This window comes from Pseudomonas sp. PDM10, assembly GCF_014852295.1.
In the GTDB taxonomy this organism is placed as follows: domain Bacteria; phylum Pseudomonadota; class Gammaproteobacteria; order Pseudomonadales; family Pseudomonadaceae; genus Aquipseudomonas.
This window is the reverse complement of the sequence record NZ_JACVBJ010000002.1, coordinates 273,063-292,481: the sequence shown is the minus strand read 5'-3', so window position 1 is coordinate 292,481 and position 19,419 is coordinate 273,063. Positions and strand designations below refer to the sequence as shown.

General features: G+C 59.8%; 13 protein-coding genes and 2 riboswitches. Of the genes, 8 read left to right on the top strand and 5 right to left on the bottom strand.

Annotated elements, in window-relative coordinates:
* Nucleotides 1-1,062: a cobalamin biosynthesis protein CobW gene (cobW, locus tag IB252_RS07880; protein WP_192407968.1), complete on the bottom strand. Its 1,062-nt coding sequence runs from the start codon at nucleotides 1,060-1,062 to the stop codon at nucleotides 1-3.
* 98 nt (nucleotides 1,063-1,160) lie between these two features.
* Nucleotides 1,161-1,376: riboswitch (cobalamin riboswitch) on the bottom strand.
* Between the two features lie 255 nt (nucleotides 1,377-1,631).
* A riboswitch (cobalamin riboswitch) is annotated at nucleotides 1,632-1,861 on the top strand.
* 120 nt (nucleotides 1,862-1,981) lie between these two features.
* Between cobW and IB252_RS07875 the strand changes: the two genes are divergently transcribed.
* From IB252_RS07875 to cobM, 4 genes are all read left to right on the top strand, one after another.
* Nucleotides 1,982-2,185 (top strand): CbtB domain-containing protein, encoded by a 204-nt coding sequence (locus IB252_RS07875; RefSeq protein ID WP_111449829.1) that lies wholly within the window; start codon nucleotides 1,982-1,984, stop codon nucleotides 2,183-2,185.
* 11 nt (nucleotides 2,186-2,196) lie between these two features.
* The gene (locus IB252_RS07870) at nucleotides 2,197-2,904 is read left to right on the top strand and encodes a CbtA family protein (RefSeq protein WP_192407966.1); all 708 of its coding nucleotides are present in this window, start codon (nucleotides 2,197-2,199) and stop codon (nucleotides 2,902-2,904) included.
* Complete coding sequence (locus IB252_RS07865; protein ID WP_111449831.1) at nucleotides 2,901-3,314, top strand: cobalamin biosynthesis protein; 414 nt, start codon at nucleotides 2,901-2,903, stop codon at nucleotides 3,312-3,314. Before IB252_RS07870 ends, IB252_RS07865 begins: the two co-directional genes overlap by 4 nt.
* Nucleotides 3,315-3,397: 83 nt before the next feature.
* Nucleotides 3,398-4,144 carry a precorrin-4 C(11)-methyltransferase gene (gene cobM, locus IB252_RS07860; protein WP_192407964.1) on the top strand — a complete coding sequence of 249 codons (747 nt, stop codon included), beginning with the start codon at nucleotides 3,398-3,400 and terminating at the stop codon, nucleotides 4,142-4,144.
* A 301-nt stretch (nucleotides 4,145-4,445) separates the two neighbouring features.
* Here cobM and nfuA read toward each other — a convergent pair whose 3' ends face one another.
* Nucleotides 4,446-5,030: a Fe-S biogenesis protein NfuA gene (gene nfuA, locus IB252_RS07855; RefSeq protein WP_046048486.1), complete on the bottom strand. Its 585-nt coding sequence runs from the start codon at nucleotides 5,028-5,030 to the stop codon at nucleotides 4,446-4,448.
* Nucleotides 5,031-5,128: 98 nt separating this feature from the next.
* Nucleotides 5,129-7,423, bottom strand: coding sequence for a fatty acid cis/trans isomerase (locus tag IB252_RS07850; RefSeq protein ID WP_192407961.1), 2,295 nt, complete (start codon nucleotides 7,421-7,423; stop codon nucleotides 5,129-5,131).
* A 155-nt stretch (nucleotides 7,424-7,578) separates the two neighbouring features.
* Here IB252_RS07850 and metH point away from each other — a divergent pair, with 155 nt between their 5' ends.
* Nucleotides 7,579-11,289 (top strand): methionine synthase, encoded by a 3,711-nt coding sequence (gene metH, locus IB252_RS07845; protein WP_192407959.1) that lies wholly within the window; start codon nucleotides 7,579-7,581, stop codon nucleotides 11,287-11,289.
* A gap of 175 nt (nucleotides 11,290-11,464) precedes the next feature.
* Nucleotides 11,465-11,683 carry a DUF2970 domain-containing protein gene (locus tag IB252_RS07840; RefSeq protein WP_111449834.1) on the top strand — a complete coding sequence of 73 codons (219 nt, stop codon included), beginning with the start codon at nucleotides 11,465-11,467 and terminating at the stop codon, nucleotides 11,681-11,683.
* On the opposite strand, the gene IB252_RS07835 is transcribed toward IB252_RS07840, so the two are convergent.
* Nucleotides 11,680-12,753: an ABC transporter substrate-binding protein gene (locus tag IB252_RS07835; protein WP_111449835.1), complete on the bottom strand. Its 1,074-nt coding sequence runs from the start codon at nucleotides 12,751-12,753 to the stop codon at nucleotides 11,680-11,682. The two genes, IB252_RS07840 and IB252_RS07835, sit on opposite strands and share 4 nt — an antisense overlap.
* A 523-nt stretch (nucleotides 12,754-13,276) precedes the next feature.
* Between IB252_RS07835 and IB252_RS07830 the strand changes: the two genes are divergently transcribed.
* Both IB252_RS07830 and IB252_RS07825 read left to right on the top strand, forming a co-directional pair.
* Nucleotides 13,277-14,935, top strand: a complete 1,659-nt coding sequence (locus tag IB252_RS07830; protein WP_192407950.1) for a nitrite/sulfite reductase — start codon at nucleotides 13,277-13,279, stop codon at nucleotides 14,933-14,935.
* On the top strand, nucleotides 14,919-15,413 hold the full coding sequence (locus tag IB252_RS07825; protein WP_038982933.1) for a DUF934 domain-containing protein: 495 nt from the start codon (nucleotides 14,919-14,921) through the stop codon (nucleotides 15,411-15,413). Before IB252_RS07830 ends, IB252_RS07825 begins: the two co-directional genes overlap by 17 nt.
* Nucleotides 15,414-15,486: 73 nt before the next feature.
* Here IB252_RS07825 and IB252_RS07820 read toward each other — a convergent pair whose 3' ends face one another.
* Nucleotides 15,487-19,317: a leucine-rich repeat domain-containing protein gene (locus tag IB252_RS07820; RefSeq protein WP_192407948.1), complete on the bottom strand. Its 3,831-nt coding sequence runs from the start codon at nucleotides 19,315-19,317 to the stop codon at nucleotides 15,487-15,489.
* Nucleotides 19,318-19,419 lie beyond the last annotated feature (102 nt).

Sequence of the window (19,419 nt, the reverse complement as noted above, 5' to 3'; positions counted from 1 at the left end):
TTAAACGCTGAGCGCAGCGCGCAATTGCGCTTCAAGCAGAGTGGCGTCCAGCTCCTGACCGATCAACACCAGGCGCGTGGTACGCGCTTCGTCGGCGCCCCACTGACGGTCGAAGTGCTTGTCGAAACGCGTGCCCACGCCCTGGATCAGCAGGCGCATCGGTTTGTTCGGAATCGCCGCGAAGCCTTTGACGCGCAGGATGCCGTGCTGGACCACCAATTGGGTCAGCACGTCCAGCAGCAGGCTTTCGTCGGCTTGCGGCAGGTCAATCGAAATGGAATCGAAGGCGTCGTGGTCGTGGTCGTCTTCACCTTCATGGTGATGGTCGTGGTGGCTGTGACGGCTGTCGATGTGCTCTTCGGAACCGGCGCCGAGGCCGATCAGCACGTCCAGTGGTACGCGACCGCTGCTGGCTTCGATGATTTTCACTGCTGGCGGCAGTTCTTCGGCGACTTCCAGGCGTACACGGGCCAGGTCTTCAGGGCTGATCAGGTCGGCCTTGTTGAGGATCACCAGGTCGGCGCTGGCCAGTTGGTCGGCGAACAGTTCGTGCAGCGGCGATTCGTGGTCCAGGTTCGGGTCGAGTTTGCGCTGGGCATCGACCTGGTCCGGGAAAGCCGCGAAGGTGCCGGCGGCGACCGCTGGACTGTCGACCACGGTGATCACCGCATCAACGGTGCAGGCGCTGCGGATTTCCGGCCACTGGAAGGCTTGTACCAGCGGTTTTGGCAGGGCCAGGCCCGAGGTTTCGATGAGGATGTGGTCGAGGTCGCCGCGACGGGCGACCAGTTCGCGCATCACCGGGAAGAACTCTTCCTGAACGGTGCAGCACAGGCATCCGTTGGCCAGTTCGTAGACGCGGCCGTTGGCTTCCTCTTCAGTGCAACCAATTGAGCACTGCTTGAGGATTTCGCCGTCGATGCCCAGCTCGCCGAACTCGTTGACGATCACCGCAATGCGACGGCCCTGAGCGTTGTCGAGCATATGCCGCAGCAACGTGGTTTTGCCCGAGCCGAGAAAGCCGGTAACGATGGTGACGGGGAGTTTGGCCAGTGTTTTCATCGGATGCCCTTTGGCAAGGTGGCGGGCATACGGGACGACAATCGCTGCGACGGAGGCGCGCGCAAGAGTTCCGCCACCGGATCACCCCGCCCGGTTGTAGTGAGAATCTGTGTCGAGGCAGGTCTCCTGGCTGACGGTGTGCCGGGCTGGTGGGCCTGGCATTCGCTGCGCCTTCCCGCGAACCCGTTGCACAGGGTTTGCAGTGGCGTGGCAGCGAACATCACCGTTCACAGTTGCGGGGGCAGCCGCGGCATCGACCGCGTTCCCTTCTTAGCTTCGGCAGACGCCGAAGAACCTCGAAAGCGTAAGGCTACGCATCGTGTGGGGGCGGGTCAATGTCCTTGGACTGATCGCGGTCCCTGTGGTGAGGGGGGTTATCTGTGGCGAGGGGATTTATCCCCGTTGGGCTGCGAAGCGGCCCCCTGCATTTCCTCAGGCATACCCCGCAAGCAGGTCTTGCGACGGTTTCGCCGCCGGACGGGGATAAATCCCCTCACCACAGATAATTCCCTCACCACAGCTCAAACGAGAACCCTTGCCAATTGACGCCCAACCCCCGCCCATGCTCTCCTACACGCCTTGTTATGGGTGCCCTTCACAGGGTGAAACGGGAAACCGGTGAATCATGTGCTTTACTCTAAAGCCATGTCAGTCCGGTGCTGCCCCCGCAACGGTAAGCGAGCGAAGCGTCAGATCCACTGTGCCAGCAGTTCGGCATGGGAAGGTGATGCTTGCAGGTCAAGGCGAAAGTCAGCGCCCCTCGTGAGCCCGGAGACCGGCCCGCAACACAAAGTGACCATTACGATCACTGAATAACAAACCCGCGGTGGGCGGGCGCTGTTTGAACCTCTGCGTGCCCGACTCGCAGGGGTCTTCCATGCGCTCTATATCACCCGCTGACAGACCAGAGGGAAGCGCCATGTCGATCATCAGCACTACCGGCAGCAACACCGATAAGAGCACCGCCAGCACCACCAACACCTTGACTCAACGCCTGACCGCCGCCGTGTGTGCGTCGATCCTGGGTGCGTGCCTTGTGTATTTCGCCGGTTTCTCGCACATCGAAGCGGTGCACAACGCCGCTCACGATACCCGCCACAGCTCTGCATTCCCGTGTCATTGAGACCAGCCAACATGATCAAGCGTATTGCGCAAACCGCAGGGTTCACCGGGCTGCTGGCCGCCCTGTTGCTGACCTTGCTGCAAAGCTTTTGGGTGGCACCGCTGATCCTGCAGGCCGAGACTTACGAAAAATCCGAGCCCGCCGCAGTTGAAGTTCACGAACACGCCGCAGGTGCTGTCGCCGCTCACACCCACGATGCTGAGGCCTGGGAGCCGGAAGACGGCTGGCAGCGCGTGCTGTCCACCACCGGCGGCAACCTGGTGGTAGCGGTCGGTTTCGCCCTGATGCTGGCTGGTCTTTACACCTTGCGCGCACCGACCAAAACCTCCCAGGGCCTGCTTTGGGGACTGGCTGGTTACGCCACGTTCGTGCTGGCACCGACCCTCGGTCTGCCGCCTGAGCTGCCAGGCACTGCCGCCGCTGATTTGGCACAACGGCAGATCTGGTGGATCGGCACGGCTGCCTCCACCGCGGTCGGCATCGCATTGATCGTGTTCAGCCGTCACTGGCTGATGAAAGTGCTCGGGGTGGCCATTCTGGCCGTTCCTCATGTGATCGGCGCACCACAACCGGAAGTCCACTCGATGCTGGCTCCGCAAGCCCTGGAAGCTCAGTTCAAAATCGCTTCGCAGCTGACCAACGCGGCATTCTGGCTGGCCCTGGGCCTGATCAGTGCCTGGTTGTTCCGCCGCAAAAGCGATGGTCAATACCACGCATGACCGAGATCAGCACAGCGCCGACCTTAGTGGTCGGCCTGGGCTGCCAGCGCGGCTGCCCCGTCAGTACGCTGCGGGCGCTGCTCGATCAGGCGTTACAGGCTCATAAAATCGAACTTCACCAGATCAAGGCCCTGGCCAGCATCGACCTGAAACGCGAAGAACCTGGCTTGATCGAACTGGCCGAACAGCTTGAGTTACCGTTGATGTACTTCAGCAGCGAACAATTGGCCGGCTATCAACCGCAACTCAGTCACCGCTCGGACATCGCGTTCGAACGCACTGGCTGCTACGGCGTAGCGGAAAGTGCCGCCCTGGCCCTGGCCGAACAACTGACCCAGGCACCGGCAAAATTGCTGATTCCACGACAAAAATATGCCCAGGCCACCTTGGCATTGGCCTGCGCTGCATAAAATCCTCGATAATCCCCGCCATCGATCATGAGCAATCTTCATCTGAAGCCTTGCCCTGCCCCTTTTTCTCACAGGAACCGACGATGACCGTCTACTTCATTGGCGCAGGTCCCGGCGACCCGGAACTGATCACCGTCAAAGGCCAACGGCTGATTCGCAGCTGCCCGGTGATCATCTATGCCGGCTCCCTGGTACCCGCCGCCGTGCTGGAAGGCCATCGCGCCGAACAGGTGGTCAACAGCGCCGAACTGCACCTGGAACAGATCATCGAGCTGATCAAATCCGCCCATGCCAATGGCCAGGACGTGGCCCGGGTGCACTCCGGCGATCCGAGTCTTTATGGTGCGATTGGCGAGCAGATCCGCTACCTGCGCGAACTCGACATCCCGTTTGAAATCATTCCCGGCGTCACGGCCACGGCGGCCTGCGCGGCCCTGTTGGGCGCGGAACTGACGTTACCCGACGTGTCGCAAAGCGTGATCCTGACCCGTTATGCCGACAAAACCGCGATGCCCGCCGGCGAAGAGCTTGGCAGCCTGGCGCAGCACGGGGCGACGATGGCGATTCATCTGGGGGTCCATCATCTGGAGAAGATCCTGGCCGAATTGCTGCCGCATTACGGCGCGGATTGCCCGATCGCGGTGATTCACCGGGCGACCTGGCCGGATCAGGATTGGGTGGTGGGGACGCTTGAAGACATTGCCGCGAAGGTTGAAGCCAAGGGGTTTCGGCGCACGGCGTTGATTTTGGTGGGTCGGGTGTTGGGTAGCGATCACTTCAGCGAGTCGTCGCTGTATCGCGCGGGGCATGCGCATCTGTATCGGCCCTGAGCCAAGCACAACCCTGTGAGTGAAGGGATTTACTGTGGTGAGGGGGTTTATCCCCGTTCGGCGGCGAAGCCGTCGCTAAACCTGCTTGCTAGGTCCGCCTGAAAGAATGCAGGGGTCCGCTTCGCGGCCCAACGGGGATAAATCCCCTCGCCACAGATAAATCCCCTCACCACAGTAAATCCCCTCACCACAGTAAATCCCTTCACCACGGTAAATCCCGTCATTCACAGGTTATCTATCGCCCATAAAAAAACGGCGCTCATGGGGCGCCGTTTTTTTATGTTTGCAGCGAACACCTTACTTAGTAGTAGGCGTTTTCTTTCTGCGTATGGTCGGTGACGTCACGAACGCCCTTAAGCTCGGGAATGCGCTCGAGCAAGGTGCGCTCGATGCCTTCGCGAAGGGTGACGTCTGCCTGGCCGCAGCCTTGGCAACCGCCGCCGAACTTCAGCACGGCGATGCCGTCTTCGACCACATCGATCAGGCTGACCTGACCGCCGTGGCTGGCCAGCCCCGGGTTGATCTCGGTTTGCAGGTAATAGTTGATACGCTCGTTGATCGGGCTGTCGGCGTTGACCATCGGTACTTTGGCGTTTGGCGCCTTGATGGTGAGCTGGCCGCCCATACGGTCGGTGGCGTAGTCGACTACCGCATCGTCCAGGAACGCTTCGCTGAACGAGTCGATGTAAGCGGTGAAGCTTTTGAGCCCCAGCGCCGTGTCTTCAGGTTTTTCTTCGCCCGGCTTGCAATAAGCAATGCAGGTTTCGGCGTACTGGGTGCCAGGCTGGGTGATAAAGACGCGGATGCCGATGCCTGGGGTGTTCTGCTTGGAGAGCAGATCAGCCAGATAATCGTGGGCGGCGTCGGTAATGGTAATAGCGGTCATGGAAACTCCTCGCAGGCTTGGGCGCAGTTTACGCCAATCATCGCGCCGTACAAAGTCCTAGTATTTTTGTCGGGAAAGCACACTGAATCACAGGCACCTCAGAGGTTCTGATACCGGTTCATGTCCAGCACGCCCTCTTCCACCGGGTCGGTCTCGTGGACATACCGGCTCAGGTCATGGAAGTAGAACCAGAACTGCGGATGGCTGCGGCGAATCCCCCAGCGCTCGACGATTTTCTCGAATCGATTGGCGTCCTTGGCGTTTTCCATCGCGTCCACGAACTCAGGCACTTGCCCGGCCGGAATGTTGAACATGAAGTTCGGATAGCTGCTCAGCACTCCCGGATAAATGGTCAATGTGTCGAGCCCAGGCTGATACCGCAGGGATTCACCGAGCAGGAATGCGACGTTACTGTGCGCCCGGTTGCGCAGCAGGCTGTAGACCTCGCGCTTGCCGCTCGCGGTTTCGATGCGCAGCAGGGTCGCTTCCGGCAACTGATCGATAACCTTCAGCCCGGCCGCCGGACGCGAAGTCAGGCGACTCAACGCCTGTTCGGCGCTCTGCACGGCCAGGTCGATGTTCGGCCGCGAGCAATAAGCGCCGTCACAACGATTGATCGGATCCGGCTTGGCGTTGAGGTCGCCGTAACGGACCAGCAATTGCTGGGCGAAATCACGTTTCGGGTCCTTTTTGTCCAGCACCAGCGCCGTCTCTTTATCGTTATCGATGGCCTCGTAATTCAGCCACATCTTGAATTTGCCGCCGCTCTGGTACCAGTCGTCGAGGTAGTCGTCACGCGAATCGGCAGGCATCAGGCGCAGAAAGTTCTGCTCCGCACCGTTGCGGATCAGGTCGAAATACAGGCGGGTCTGGGCTTGATGGGAGACGTTGCCGAACACGTCGAAGTTAACTGCCAATTGATAATACGTGCGCTCCAGCAGCGGGAAGTCAAACAGCCACATGGTTTGCGGCACGTCACCGATCAGGCCTTTGTTCACCGAGGCACTGTCGAAATGCCGGAAGATCGTCAGCAGCGCGTTGTCATTGCCGGCCCACAAGGTCGACCAACTCGGCGCCGGCACATCGGCGTAACTGTCACGGCGCAGCGCCTCGTACTCGTTACGCTTGTCGCGGTAGTCACGCCACAGGCTCAGGATGCTGCCGACATCGTCGTTCTGCCCCGGCATCGCCAACAACGGCGTGGCCTGGCCGCGGTAGTTCGGATCAATGATATAGAGGTCGTGCTCAGGCGCCTGGAACAGTGCCCAGAAGTTATCGCGAATCACGTCAGTGGCGATCTGGCCGCGGCAGACCGGGCCGCGAATAAACGTACGGACGAAGTATTCGGCGTTATCGAGCATGAATTGATAACGCGCCTGGGCCGGGATCGCCTCGAACGTGGTGAACGGATTGGCCCGACGCTCCGGCCCGTAGCCCGGTAAGGCGTCGACTTGCCAGTTGCCGTTATAGAAAAGGCTTTTGATCCGGGCCATCTTCGCTGGACTCAGCGGGTAAGTGATGTGGGTCTTCTGCACGATCACACCTTGCACCGGCCACAGGCGGTAATACACCTGAGTGCCTGGATCGTCATTCGGGCGGCGTGTGTTGATCAGGTCGATCGGCTGGCCGGTCGGTGTGCGCGAACGTACCCATTGAAAGAAATGCCCTGGCTCGCCGTCCTTGAAATAGAGATGAGCGAGAAACCAATGCTCGAACAACCAGCGCCCCACCAGGCTTTGCCGTGCCCCCGGGGCGTTGAGCAGGTTTTCCCACAGAACCACCTGCAACGCCTCCTTGGCGCTCGGCACAAGGCCTTGCTCGTCAATCGGCGCGCCGGAGGCCAGCCAGCGTTGCAGCGTCTGGTATTGCTGATCGGTCAGGCCGGTAACCGCCAGCGGCATGCCTTCTTTGGGGTGAGAACGGGCATAGCCGTCGAACTGCGCAGGCATTGCGCACTGGGTTTCCCGATTCAGTCCCAGAACGATCTCTTCCGGTAGTTTGGCATTGGGTTGCAACGGCGTTTGGTGGCCCAGCTCGAGCATGCGCGCCATCAGCGCCGCCTGGTTGCCTTGGGCGTCGAGCACCGAATAAAAGCCTTTTTGCTGCCAGGCGCGTTTGCCAAAAGCGTCATAAAACAGCCGGGTCGGCGCTGCGGCCTGGCGGCGTTCGCCGTCGTAGACCAGGGTCTTGGTCGCACCGCGGCCCGCCCCTTCCCCACTGCCCAGATTGAGCTGACAGGCGGCGTCATAGCAGGCATGGCAGGCCACACACTTTTCGGTGAAGATCGGTTGTATGTCGCGGCTGTAGGAAATGGCAGAGGAAATGGCCGGATCCTGCGCGGCAGCGCCCCAGCTTAAAAACAGCAAAACCATGCTGATGACGCGATAAGACATATCCCTGGTCCCGATCATGAAAAAACGCCGCGATTCTACCGGTCTGCACCCCACTCCAACATGAGCGATATTCATGCAAAACCGGGACATGCTCTAAAACCGCACAGGTTTGCTATTATCCCGCCCCTTCGTCATGGTCTTTCCGAGTAGTCCAAATGTCCGATCGCAGTGTTCGCCTTCAAGCTCTCAAGCACGCCCTCAAAGAGCGCATCCTGATTCTCGATGGCGGCATGGGCACGATGATCCAGAGCTACAAGCTTGAAGAGCAGGATTACCGCGGCAAACGCTTCGCCGACTGGCCAAGTGACGTCAAGGGCAACAACGACCTGTTGATCCTGACGCGCCCGGACGTGATTGGTGCCATCGAGAAAGCCTACCTGGATGCCGGCGCCGACATTCTGGAAACCAACACCTTCAACGCCACCCAGGTGTCCCAGGCCGACTACGGCATGCAAAGCCTGGCGTACGAGCTAAACGTAGAAGGCGCGCGTCTGGCGCGCAAGGTCGCAGACGCCAAAACCCTGGAAACCCCGGACAAGCCGCGTTTCGTCGCTGGCGTGCTCGGCCCGACCAGCCGCACCTGCTCGCTGTCGCCTGACGTGAACAACCCCGGCTATCGCAACGTGACCTTCGATGAACTGGTGGAAAACTACACCGAGGCTACCAAAGGCCTGATCGAAGGCGGCGCCGACCTGATTCTGATCGAGACCATTTTCGACACCCTGAACGCCAAAGCGGCGATCTTCGCGGTGCAAGGCGTGTACGAAGAACTCGGCGTCGAGTTGCCGATCATGATCTCCGGCACCATCACCGACGCCTCCGGCCGCACGCTCTCCGGCCAGACTACCGAAGCGTTCTGGAACTCCGTGGCCCACGCCAAGCCGATCTCGGTCGGCCTGAACTGCGCCCTCGGTGCCAGCGAATTGCGCCCGTACCTGGAAGAGCTGTCGAACAAGGCCAGCACCCACGTTTCCGCGCATCCGAACGCCGGCCTGCCGAATGAATTCGGCGAGTACGACGAACTGCCGGCGCAAACCGCAAAAGTCATCGAAGAATTCGCCCAGAGCGGCTTCCTCAACATCGTCGGTGGTTGCTGCGGCACCACGCCGGGCCACATCGAAGCCATCGCCAAGGCCGTGGCCGGTTATGCGCCGCGTGAAATTCCGGACATCCCAAAGGCCTGCCGCCTGTCGGGCCTGGAACCGTTCACCATCGATCGCAACTCGTTGTTCATCAACGTCGGCGAGCGGACCAACATCACCGGTTCCGCCAAGTTCGCCCGCCTGATCCGTGAAGATAACTACACCGAAGCCCTGGAAGTCGCCCTGCAACAGGTCGAAGCCGGCGCCCAGGTGATCGACATCAACATGGACGAAGGGATGCTCGATTCGAAGAAGGCCATGGTGACCTTCCTCAACCTGATTGCCGGTGAACCGGACATCTCCCGCGTACCGATCATGATCGACTCCTCCAAGTGGGAAGTGATCGAAGCCGGCCTCAAGTGCATCCAGGGCAAGGGCATCGTCAATTCCATCAGCATGAAAGAAGGCGTCGAGCAGTTCATTCATCACGCCAAACTGTGCAAACGCTACGGCGCCGCAGTCGTGGTGATGGCCTTCGACGAAGCCGGCCAGGCCGACACCGAAGCGCGCAAGAAAGAAATCTGCAAACGCTCCTACGACATTCTGGTCAACGAAGTCGGCTTCCCGCCGGAAGACATCATCTTTGACCCGAACATCTTCGCCATCGCCACCGGCATCGAAGAACACAACAACTACGCTGTGGACTTCATCAACGCCTGTGCCTACATCCGTGACGAACTGCCCTACGCGCTGACCTCCGGTGGTGTGTCCAACGTGTCGTTCTCGTTCCGTGGCAACAACCCGGTGCGCGAGGCGATTCACTCGGTGTTCCTGCTGTATGCGATCCGCAACGGCCTGACCATGGGTATCGTCAACGCCGGCCAGCTGGAGATCTACGACCAGATCCCGGCCGAACTGCGTGACGCCGTTGAAGACGTAGTGCTCAACCGCACCCCGGAAGGCACTGACGCCCTGCTCGCCATTGCCGACAAGTACAAGGGCGACGGCAGCGTCAAGGAAGCCGAGACCGAAGAATGGCGCGGCTGGCCCGTCAACAAGCGTCTGGAGCATGCGCTGGTCAAGGGCATCACCACGCACATTGTTGAAGACACCGAAGAATCCCGTCAGTCGTTCGCCCGCCCGATTGAAGTCATCGAAGGCCCGCTGATGTCCGGCATGAACATCGTCGGCGACCTGTTCGGCGCCGGCAAAATGTTCCTGCCGCAGGTGGTGAAATCCGCCCGCGTGATGAAGCAGGCCGTGGCCCACTTGATCCCGTTCATCGAACTGGAAAAAGGCGACAAACCGGAAGCCAAGGGCAAAATCCTGATGGCCACGGTAAAAGGCGACGTGCACGACATCGGCAAGAACATCGTTGGCGTTGTGCTGGGTTGTAACGGCTACGACATCGTCGACCTCGGCGTGATGGTCCCGGCGGAGAAAATCCTGCAAGTGGCCAAGGAGCAGAAGTGCGACATCATCGGCCTGTCCGGCCTGATCACCCCTTCGCTGGATGAAATGGTCCACGTGGCCCGCGAGATGCAGCGCCAGGACTTCCATCTGCCGCTGATGATCGGTGGCGCGACCACCTCGAAAGCGCACACGGCGGTGAAGATCGAGCCGAAATACAGCAACGACGCAGTGATCTACGTCACCGATGCTTCCCGCGCCGTGGGCGTGGCGACGCAGTTGCTGTCCAAGGAATTGAAGCCGGCGTTCATCGAGAAGACTCGCCTGGAATACATCGAAGTCCGCGAGCGTACCGCCAACCGCAGCGCCCGCACCGAGCGCCTGAGCTACCCGGCGGCCATCGCCAAGAAGCCGCAGTTCGACTGGAGCACTTACGAGCCGGTCAAACCGACGTTTACCGGCGCCAAGGTGCTGGACAACATCGATCTGAAAGTCCTGGCCGAATACATCGACTGGACGCCGTTCTTTATCTCCTGGGACCTGGCCGGCAAATTCCCGCGCATCCTCACGGATGAAGTGGTCGGTGAAGCCGCCACGGCGTTGTACGCCGACGCCCGGGAAATGCTTGCCAAACTGATCGACGAGAAACTCATCAGCGCCCGTGCGGTGTTCGGCTTCTGGCCGGCCAACCAGGTGCGTGAGGATGACATTGAAGTCTACGGCGATGACGGCAAGCCGATTGCCAAGCTGCATCACTTGCGTCAGCAGATCATCAAGACCGACGGCAAACCGAACTTCTCCCTGGCTGACTTCGTTGCACCGAAGGACAGCGAAGTAACCGACTACGTGGGTGGTTTCATCACCACGGCTGGTATCGGTGCCGAAGAAGTGGCCAAGGCCTATCAGGATGCCGGCGACGACTACAACTCGATCATGGTCAAGGCACTGGCCGACCGCCTGGCCGAGGCGTGCGCCGAGTGGCTGCACCAGCAGGTCCGTAAAGACTACTGGGGTTACGCCAAGGACGAGACGCTCGACAACGAGGCGCTGATCAAAGAGCAATACACCGGTATCCGTCCTGCCCCAGGCTATCCGGCCTGCCCGGATCACACCGAGAAATCCACGCTGTTCAAGTTGCTGGACCCTGAGGCCTCGGAAATGAAAGCCGGCCGCAGCGGCGTGTTCCTTACCGAGCACTACGCCATGTTCCCGGCGGCAGCGGTCAGCGGTTGGTACTTCGCTCACCCGCAGGCGCAGTATTTTGCCGTGGGCAAGATCGACAAGGATCAGGTGCAGAGCTACACGTCGCGCAAGGGCCAGGAATTGAGCGTGACCGAGCGCTGGCTGGCGCCGAACCTGGGTTACGACAACTAACCCCCCCTCTCTTCGATCGTTCCCACGCTCTGCGTGGGAATGCCTCAATGGACGCTCTGCGTCCGCTTTTGGGACGCGGAGCGTCCCGGGCTGCATTCCCACGCAGAGCATGGGAACGATCTATCACTGCAACATTGTCTATGCTTAGCTCTCACACATTGGTGACGAGGGGTTTATGGACGATCCAGCCGACAACAAGCCGCCCACTTTCTGGCAGATGCTGCACAGCGTCCTGGCGGCGGCGTTCGGGGTGCAGAGCGGGAAGAACCGGGCCCGGGACTTCACTCACGGTAAGCCCAGTCATTTCGTGATTCTGGGGATTTTGTTCACCGCGGTGTTTGCGTTGACGCTGTATGGCATCGTGCAACTGGTGGTGCATCTGGCCGGGGTTTAGCGCATCAAGGTTTGCAGACTGAACGGATAGCGATACGACGTCGACCGGCCCTTGGCTGAAAGACGGCGGAAGTTCACACCGTAATCCGGTGATTCACCCATGGCCAGCAAACGCCTGGCCTGTGCCTTGTCGATCAGTTGCAACAACGGGATTTGCCGGTCTCGGCCGCCGTAATGGCTGAGATCCACGCCCTGATCAAGATCATGCAACGCCACCAGTGCCCAGCCGCCCAACGTGAAGTGCCCGCCCAACAGCACGCTGATGCGTCCGTCGACTGTCGCCTGTAACGCCGCCGGCGAGGTATTGACCGCACTGAACAACGCATCCTTGCCGGGTATCCCGCCCGCCTCCGAATACGCCTGCATGGCGCCAAACGCCATTTCGTCATTGGCTGACCACACCAGCGAGACCTTCGGGTAACGCCGGAACAGCAGTTTGGCTTGTTCATAGGCCCGTTCCCGGGTCCAGCCGCTGTAAACCAGTTGGCGCAAGCGCACTTCAGGGTGCTCGGCCAAGGCCCGCATCATGCCTTGCTCGCGCAGTTGCGCCGAAGGGGTGATCTTCAGGCCGGAAAACGCCAGCAACTCGATGACCTGACCGGGCGCCACGGGCGGATGTTGGCGAATCAGTTCCTTGAGCATCAGGTAACCACCCTCCTCGTCGTTGGGCACCAGGCTGCCCAATCGATCAGAGCGATCCCCCAGCAGACTCTGCTGATTGGCCGTCAGCGAAGCGTTGACCATAAACAGCTTCACCCCGCTGCCTTCGGCCAGGCGAATGATCTGCGGAGCGACGTACTGTTCGTTGGCGAACATCAAATAGTCCGGACGATCAGGGCCTTGCAGCGCCTGACGGGCCTGCGCCAGCGTGAGCTCCGGCATGCGCCGGGAATAGAGAATTCGCAGATCAATGCCCAGATCCGTGGCTGCCGCCTGCATGAATTGCGAATAGCTGACCCAGAAGGCTTCGTCAGTCTTTCCAGGGCTTAGGAACAATACCGATTCCGCGCGCGCAACAGGGCCGTAAACCGCGCCAAGCATCAGCAGGAATGAGTAGAAAAACTTCAACATTGATCGTCCGAGCCCCCCGGCAATTCGCCGCGCATTATAGCCAGCGAAGTCCCGGAAAACGGCGCTTATTCCGGTTATTGTCCGACAATCGTCGGAATGAGGCCCGGACGGGGTCGGTTATTGATGGCTGACCCAAAATACCGCGGTGCCCACGACCAGGATGATCAGGAACAGAATGGCCCAAGCATCGACCGTGCTATCGGGTTTTGACGTTTTGGTAGGGTTGCTCATTGCATCGCCTCTTGTCGGTTTTATCGGTGATTGCATAAAGACTCGAGCACAGTTAAGACGATGATTGCCCGCACCACAAATGTGGGTTTTACGTCATTGGATCTCATTAGTCGTTTTGGTTCTTTACATATACTCAAACATCACTTTTGCGCATAACTGCAAACTGGTATCTTGCCCCGGCTCCGTTGGGAGTGCGCGGCCGTGCGCGCAGAATTGCCGAGGCAGTATCGGAGACTTCCAAGCGAAAAACGCAACTGGATCCGACCGGCCCAAGCCTGAGAACAGGACTTATATGTACGTATATGACGAGTACGATCAGCGGATCATCGAGGACCGCGTCAAGCAGTTCCGTGATCAGACCCGACGCTATCTGGCAGGCGAGCTGAGCGAAGAAGAATTCCGCCCTCTGCGCCTGCAAAATGGCCTTTACATTCAGCGCTTCGCGCCGATGTTGCGGGTGGCGGTGCCTTACGGCCAACTGACTTCGCGCCAGACGCGAATGATGGCCAAGATTGCCCGTGACTACGACAAGGGCTACGCCCACATCAGCACCCGGCAGAACGTACAGTTCAACTGGCCGGCGCTGGAAGACATCCCGGACATCCTTGCCGAACTGGCGACCGTGCAAATGCACGCGATCCAGACCAGCGGCAACTGCTTGCGCAACGTCACCACCGACCAGTTCGCCGGTGTCGCTGCCGACGAGCTGATCGATCCGCGCCCGTGGTGCGAGATCGTCCGCCAATGGACCACGTTCCACCCTGAATTCGCTTACTTGCCACGCAAGTTCAAGATCGCCATCAACGGTTCGACTTCCGACCGTGCGGCCATCGAAGTCCATGACATCGGCCTTGAGCCGGTGCACAACGCCGCTGGCGAGCTGGGCTTCCGTGTGCTGGTGGGTGGTGGTCTGGGCCGTACCCCGGTGGTGGGCGCGTTCATCAATGAATTCCTGCCGTGGCAAGACCTGTTGAGCTACCTCGACGCCATCCTGCGGGTCTACAACCGCTACGGCCGTCGTGACAACAAGTACAAGGCGCGGATCAAGATTCTGGTCAAGGCCTTGACCCCTGAAGTCTTCGCACAAAAAGTCGACGCAGAGATGGAGCACCTTCGCGGTGGCCAGACCACGTTGACCGACGCCGAAGTGCATCGTGTGGCCAAACACTTCGTCGACCCCGAGTACAAGGTTCTGGACAACCAGGCCCAGGCGTTGGCCGAACTCGACAAAGAACACCCGGGCTTCGCGCGCTGGCGCACCCGCAATACCCTGGCCCACAAAAAGCCGGGTTATGTGGCCGTCACCCTGTCCCTGAAGCCGACCGGTGTTGCACCGGGCGACATCACCGACAAGCAGCTCGATGCCGTTGCCGACCTGGCCGATCGTTACAGCTTCGGTCAGCTGCGCACGTCCCACGAGCAGAACATCATTCTGGCCGACGTTGAACAAAGTCAGTTGTTCGCGATGTGGGGCGAGTTGCGTGAGCAGGGCTTCGCCACGCCGAACATCGGCTTGCTGACCGACATCATCTGCTGCCCGGGCGGCGACTTCTGCTCCCTGGCCAACGCCAAGTCGATCCCGATCGCCGAGTCGATCCAGCGTCGCTTCGAAGACCTGGATTACCTGTTCGATATCGGCGAACTGGACCTGAACATCTCCGGCTGCATGAACGCCTGTGGTCACCACCACGTCGGCCACATCGGCATCCTCGGGGTGGACAAGAAAGGTGAAGAGTTCTACCAGGTGTCCCTGGGTGGCAGCGCAAGCCGCGACGCCAGCCTGGGTAAAATCCTCGGCCCGTCTTTCGCCCAGGAAGCCATGCCTGATGTGATTGAAAAGCTGATCGACGTGTACATCGAACAACGTACCGAAGACGAGCGTTTCATCGACACCTATCAGCGTATTGGCATCGACCTCTTCAAGGAGCGCGTCTATGCAGCGAATAATTAAGAACAACGAAGTCGTCGACGAAACCTGGCACTTGCTGCCCAAGGACTTCAACATCGACGAGATCAGCAACTGCGACGACTTGATCGTCCCGTTGCAGCTGTGGCGCGAACACAGCCGTATGCTCAAGGCCCGCGATGGCGGCCTGGGCGTGTGGCTGGATGCCGATGAAGAAGCGGAAGAAATCGGGGACGACGTGGAAAATTTCCAGGTCATCGCCCTGAACTTTCCGGCCTTCACCGACGGCCGCAACTACTCCAACGCCCGCCTGCTGCGTGACCGTTATGGTTTCAAAGGCGAACTGCGGGCAATTGGCGATGTGCTGCGCGACCAGCTGTTCTACCTGCACCGCTGCGGTTTCGACGCCTTTGCGATCCGCGCCGATAAAGACCCGTACGAAGCCCTTGAAGGTCTCAAGGACTTCTCGGTGACCTATCAGGCGGCTACCGACGAACCGCTGCCGCTGTTCCGTCGCCGCTGATCGTTAAACCTTGAACCCCTTGGCAGGGGTTCAAGGCCTCCCTCCTTGTCAGTTACGACACGAACAAATCCGTTCAAAAACCTGCGCGCTGTTCCAATGCCCTGAACGCCACCCATGGGTTTTCAAGCCGGCCAAGCACTGCGCTCAATCGACTCAATACTTCGTCTGAAGCATCTGCCGCCTCCAAAAGCCGCCAGACTCGCGCCTGTAGCGACAGATAACTGACCTGAAAGTCGGCGGTCAGGCTCAGCCTGTCGATTGCGCTTAAAAACCGCGTACCGGAGGGTTTGCCCGCCAGCCTCTGCCAAAGGGCTTGTCGGGACTGTTGCAGCGGTTCATCGCAGTCCCGAAGCCACACAATCGGCTGTCCATAGTCAGCACCTGGTGCGCTCAGCCATAAATTGATTCCGGTTTGCTCACGATGACTGATCAGTCGGCGGAGCGTGTCCTCGTCTGTCAGTGGATTGCTCCAAAGCAGCACACGATCCACCGAGACGGCCTGATTTATCACTGCGGGCGGAACCCGGGTGATCCGGTTATGACTCAAGTCCAAAGAGGTCATATAGGGCTCATCCCTGATGCCGATCGGGCACCGGGTAATCTGGGTGTCGCAGAGGTTCAGCCGACGCAAGTCATTCATCCCGAGCAACATGGGGGGCACGCCCAAGGGGTTTTCACTCAGGTCCAGCGATTGAAGCCTGGCCATCCCGCTCAGCTGTGACGCCGTCTCTTCGGTGAAGACCAGGCCGGTAGCCTTGAGATTCAGCGACGTGAGATGAGTCAGGCTGAACATGGCCGTCGGTAGAACAGACTGCGCCTCACCCTCGAGGTCGAATTGGGTCAACTCGACACCCTCAAGATTCAAGGTCTGCAGATTCGGAAAACACTCGAGGAACCCATTCAAGGTTTCACGCTCGGTCACATGGAAGTGCGGCATCGACAACTCGACGACGTCGTGGAACCTGACGTTCATGATCGGCAATCGATGATAGTCCTCGCCCGCCATGTCGAGCTTGAACCCCACAAGCTGTTCGCCTGAATAGACGCGCTGATCTTGCGATGCCCGCTTTCGCCAGAGAGTGATCAGCTCGTCAGCCAGCTCGATCCTGGATTCACGCTCGTAGTACATGGCGCTCTGAACCAGGTTCTCGTTATGCACTTCAATCTGCTCTTCAGTCAGCCCCTGTGCCTCGTTGTCAGCTTCATTCAGGAAAGGAACGTCCATTTCCACAATGTCTTGCGCTACCTGATCGATCCAGCCGCTCAGGTCGATGTGCAATTGTTGAAACGCCTGCTTCAGCGCGTCGATATGAGCCTGGGCCCTGCCACCGGTACGCTGTAGGACTTCATCGGCCTCGGCATCCGAGAAGTCCGGATAAAGCTCCTTGAGCTGCAACCTCATCATCTCGTGCGTCAGCTCTTCGGCCTGAGGCGTACCGGGGAAGCCGCCGCCACGCAGCCCTTGCGCCTCGAAGGGCAGGCCGGAATCCATCCTGCCCAAACCAAGCACTAACTCGGATCGGGGCATTGCCCGCTCGCCGACTTTCAGCCGCAACTCGCGGGCCGGATCGAGCGATAAAAGTTGGAGGGCCGAGCGCTCGTCTTCGGTCAAGACTTCAAGCACAGCCTCATAGAAGTCCGTTTGCACATCGCGACTCAGGTAACGACTCCCCACCTTGATCAACCGTCGAACATGGGTGGCGTCAAACGCACCGCTACGGTCCAGAACGCGGCTTGCGACGGAACCGTCCTGGACTTCGATTCGAAGGTTTTTTGGCCATCCGGGCAGATTTTTGAGGGAATGCAGGGCCAGCGTGTCGGACTCCGGGTTGACCACCGAGGGAAGGTACACCCCCTCATACGCACGATTAAGCCGTACATGCTGTTGGTATTGCCGGGCCTTGCTGTCGAGACGATTGAACATCTGCCGGAGCTGGACCGCGTCGGAAGGGCTCTGGATATCCACGCCATAACGGTCGAGCATTTGCTCAATGGCGCTTTTGGGCAGGTCGGGGTATTGGCGTTGAAACAATCGGACCCCTGCATGTTCCGAGTGTTGAAGCGCTTCGTAACGGCTGTTGAACAGTTCGACTCGCTCGCCCTGTGCCACAGCGGCTTGCTCGAGTTCCTGATCGATCCTGAAACGGCTGATGGTATCGGCCAGCAAAGGCGTCGGCGGGCGCCCGGCCTGCATCAACCGCAGCATGTCGTCATCGACTGTACTGACCTTGGCGATCTGCGCCAGCATTTCATCGCTGAAAGACGCCACCGACGGGCCAATTCCGCGCAGAAGTTCCACGCGGGTCGGCGGCGCCAGGTTTGGTGGTCCGGGAATCGGGGCAACGGCCTGATCCGGCGTCGGCCTGGCAGACTCGTCCTTCGGTGCTGCACCAGGTTCGCGCGCACTCTCGGCAAGGGCACCGGCCTCGGCAGCTTCACCCTTGAGCGCCGCGCCTGCGCCGGCCAGCGGCAGCGCATTAAGCAAGCCAAACACCGTGCGTGTCACGCCCGCCGCTCGATCGCTCGATGTCGCACCGTTGACGACCTGATCAAGGCCATACCCGGCATCGATGATACCGGCCAGCACCAGCAACCCTTCACCACCCGGTACGAACAACGCCAAAGGACCGAAACGGTTGATCCACTCCACAACCGGTTCGACGAAGGCACTCAAGTTACCCCGGTTGACCTGCGCATCGTCACGAATGGTGTTGACCCCGGCCAGGGAGGCCTCCTTCATGGTCAGGACCAACTGGGCAAACGGATCGGTGCCTGATGGCGAGTCATCGAAGCCGATGTATCGGGCAGGCTCCCAAAAACCGTCATCGTTGAAGAAGCCCGCCTCTTTGGTCAGCCGGTGTTCCCTCGGGTAGACCGCCATGCCGTCCAGCGCCGTCAACACACCGGCATGGAAAGTGCCGTCCTTGCGATCATCCTCGGCGAAGTGAGCGGCCAAGGCCTGTTTCGTATCGTCACGCCTGCCCTGCTCTACAACCCACTGGTGCAATTGCCCGGAATCCTCAAACCCATGCAGGGGCGACGAGTTGCCGGGGATGTACAACACAATCCTGCCGCCAGGTTCACGCAAGCCCCAGATGTCTTTCGAGGTGTAGCGATAAAGCTTCAAGCGTCCCGTAGCGAGCATCTCGGGCACGCTGGTGGGTGCCTGTATTTGTTCGAATGTGAGCGTTGCCCATGCCTGATCCGACGGCAGCCCAGCCGCCTGCAGGGCCAGTGCGAGCCCTTCCGGGTCCAGACTGCTCTCACCCCGCTGCAGTAAAGCGGCCATGATGAAGGCGGCTTTGACCGAGGTTTTCAGTGCGTGGGGGGCAGGTGCGACGATCACTTCGTCCGATGGCCAGGCTTGATCAAGATAGGCCTGATACAGATCCTTGAGAGCCAGCTCCCAGACCCACTTTTTGAAGTCCGCCGGTCGCACGGCGATCTGGTTGCCTGGCCCGAAGACTTGCCCGGCGTTTCGGCGATAGAGGCCTTCATAACTGTCGTGGTTGCCGTCGCCACTATCGGCAAGCTCATCGACGTGTTCCACGACCTGTATGGATGGCCCGATGTCAGGCGGCGTATACAACCCAAACGCTGTTTCACCGAAGCGCCCGTCACCCACGGTTTGATAGTTGGAAATCAGCACCTGCACCAGCGACATGGCACTCGCCACCCGTCCCTGGTGGATGCCGTTCTGCGCGGGATGCCCCTTGTAGTCGTAATCGAGGGTCACCAGCTGTGCGGTGGCGGGATCAATATCATGCCCCCACTTTTCTTTGATCAGGTGTTCGCCAAACTGGCTGGGAGTTAGCGGCAGCGCAGCATCCATGGCGGACTTCAGCACTTGGCGCATGCCGGGAGAGGTCGGTACATCGGCGGCTTTTTGAGGGTGGTCGATCATGGTGCATTCCATTGCAAGCATTTCAGGAACACCAGCCTAACTGACCACGGATCAACCGGAAGCGGGAGCGATCGACACAGAGCTCAGGAAAATTCTCAAACA

Excerpts from the sequence above, each read along its gene's own strand:
- nfuA (WP_046048486.1), bottom strand. The coding sequence starts at position 5,030 with ATGACCGCTATTACCATTACCGACGCCGCCCACGATTATCTGGCTGAT.
- IB252_RS07820 (WP_192407948.1), bottom strand. The coding sequence starts at position 19,317 with ATGATCGACCACCCTCAAAAAGCCGCCGATGTACCGACCTCTCCCGGC.
- cobW (WP_192407968.1), bottom strand. The coding sequence starts at position 1,062 with ATGAAAACACTGGCCAAACTCCCCGTCACCATCGTTACCGGCTTTCTC.
- IB252_RS07850 (WP_192407961.1), bottom strand. The coding sequence starts at position 7,423 with ATGTCTTATCGCGTCATCAGCATGGTTTTGCTGTTTTTAAGCTGGGGC.
- IB252_RS07830 (WP_192407950.1), top strand. The coding sequence starts at position 13,277 with ATGTACGTATATGACGAGTACGATCAGCGGATCATCGAGGACCGCGTC.
- metH (WP_192407959.1), top strand. The coding sequence starts at position 7,579 with ATGTCCGATCGCAGTGTTCGCCTTCAAGCTCTCAAGCACGCCCTCAAA.
- IB252_RS07840 (WP_111449834.1), top strand. The coding sequence starts at position 11,465 with ATGGACGATCCAGCCGACAACAAGCCGCCCACTTTCTGGCAGATGCTG.
- cobM (WP_192407964.1), top strand. The coding sequence starts at position 3,398 with ATGACCGTCTACTTCATTGGCGCAGGTCCCGGCGACCCGGAACTGATC.
- IB252_RS07825 (WP_038982933.1), top strand. The coding sequence starts at position 14,919 with ATGCAGCGAATAATTAAGAACAACGAAGTCGTCGACGAAACCTGGCAC.
- IB252_RS07875 (WP_111449829.1), top strand. The coding sequence starts at position 1,982 with ATGTCGATCATCAGCACTACCGGCAGCAACACCGATAAGAGCACCGCC.
- IB252_RS07865 (WP_111449831.1), top strand. The coding sequence starts at position 2,901 with ATGACCGAGATCAGCACAGCGCCGACCTTAGTGGTCGGCCTGGGCTGC.
- IB252_RS07870 (WP_192407966.1), top strand. The coding sequence starts at position 2,197 with ATGATCAAGCGTATTGCGCAAACCGCAGGGTTCACCGGGCTGCTGGCC.
- IB252_RS07835 (WP_111449835.1), bottom strand. The coding sequence starts at position 12,753 with ATGTTGAAGTTTTTCTACTCATTCCTGCTGATGCTTGGCGCGGTTTAC.